The organism is Peribacillus sp. NPDC056705 (assembly GCF_043656335.1).
In genome coordinates this window covers 1-1,552 of sequence record NZ_JBHTYI010000160.1, presented here as the reverse complement: position 1 = coordinate 1,552, position 1,552 = coordinate 1, and the positions used below count along the sequence as shown (strand labels likewise).

Annotated in this window: 2 protein-coding genes; one reads left to right on the top strand and one right to left on the bottom strand. The window is 48.0% G+C overall.

All coding sequences use genetic code 11. The features are described 5' to 3' along the window. Window positions 1-124: 124 nt before the first annotated feature. Window positions 125-1,030 (bottom strand): DUF5808 domain-containing protein, encoded by a 906-nt coding sequence (locus ACFRAK_RS28495; protein ID WP_394573115.1) that lies wholly within the window; start codon window positions 1,028-1,030, stop codon window positions 125-127. Window positions 1,031-1,175: 145 nt separating this feature from the next. Between ACFRAK_RS28495 and ACFRAK_RS28490 the strand changes: the two genes are divergently transcribed. Next, window positions 1,176-1,552 (top strand): DUF2500 domain-containing protein (locus tag ACFRAK_RS28490; protein ID WP_394573114.1); only part of this gene is annotated, 377 nt, incomplete at its 3' end.

Below are 1,552 nucleotides of genomic sequence, written 5' to 3'. Positions count from 1 at the left end.
GATTATGGAGGGGTTGCTGGAGCGTGCTTATCAGTTGGGGCTGCATTACGGCGAGAACTCGTAAACACTCTGGCAAATAAAAGGCGGCCTGAACGAAGGCCGCTTCATCTGCTCTCATTAAGCCTTAATCCCCCGCCCGCCTCTTCTCCAGCTCCTCATACACTTGCCTTGTCCGCGCAGGGTCCTCGTCATTATAGAATACATAACCTTCTCCCAGCTTGAACTTAATGTAAGGTGGATTGTTCTTGAATATATACAACCTTGTCTTTCCGATTCCTTCAAGACGGAAATGCCCCCTCGCATACTTATCCATGGATTCGCCGTTTCGCTTAGAGCCGGGCGGCACATGCTCCTCCAATGACAGTTCCTGAATCTCGGTCATACTGAAATCAAAGGAATACATCGGATAATCGATCTCAATTCGATGGTCCGATGTTATCGCCAACTTGGGTGAAGTCCATTCCGAACGGATCATCATGAAAGAGGTACCCAGTATAGTGACAGCTGCAAGTCCGATAGCTCCCCAGATCACGATCTTCCCAGCTACGGTTCCTGTATTAACTGTCTCGCCAATCCCTACCCGCTTCGTAACCATCACTCGCTTATCGTTCGGGTTATGATAGGTAAAGCCGCTGGACCAGTATTCATCCAAAATCTCTTCCTTCTGTCCAACAAACCAGTCGTGTTCCCGCTTGCGTGCAAGCGTATCCCGGAAAGCCCGGCGAAACGGAAGCACCATCACAATGAGGAACACCGTAAGCCATGCAAAATAGTACAACATCTGATAAGCCATCCAGTCGTGGAGCAGCAAGAACGGAATATAGGCGATCAGCATCCATAGCGTGATCCGATTCAATGACCGTTTGAAATTCGCCTGGATTGCCTGGATGTCCGGATGTGCCAGTGCATGCTCCGGTAACAGCACAGCAAACAGCATGCCGTTCTTGTACTTTGCCTGCGGTCGATAGGTTATCCACAATGCGAAGTAACAGACCAAAGTCGTCAGGGATAAAATAATTATCATTAACATGCGCATCACCTCTTAAACAAACTCCTTCTATCATAACAATAATCCATGGAATTGAAATATATCTTCCTCCATTTGAAACATTATCCTATAATTGCCGTACATATATTCAACACTAGAATGCGAACAAGGACAGGAGGAACCAGTCATGATATCCCCCGGACCATCTTTGGGCGGTGGCTTTGATTTTATGTTTACACTCGTACCGATCATCATCGGGATTGTGTTCATCGTTGTTATAGCGGGTCTAATCGCAAACGGTGCCCGTTATGTAAAGAACGTACAGTCTCCGCGCAATTCCCGATTTGCCCGCGTGGTCGCCAAACGCATGGATGTGCGTCACCACACCAATCACCACAACGGGGATAACGGCATGATGCATTCCAGCAATTCATCTCGTACGTATTACTACATCACGCTTGAATTCGATAACGGGGAACGAAAAGAATACCTCGATGTCAAGAATCTGTACGGTCTTGTGGTAGAGGGGGATGCCGGCTATGCCGCCATCCAGGGCGATTGGAT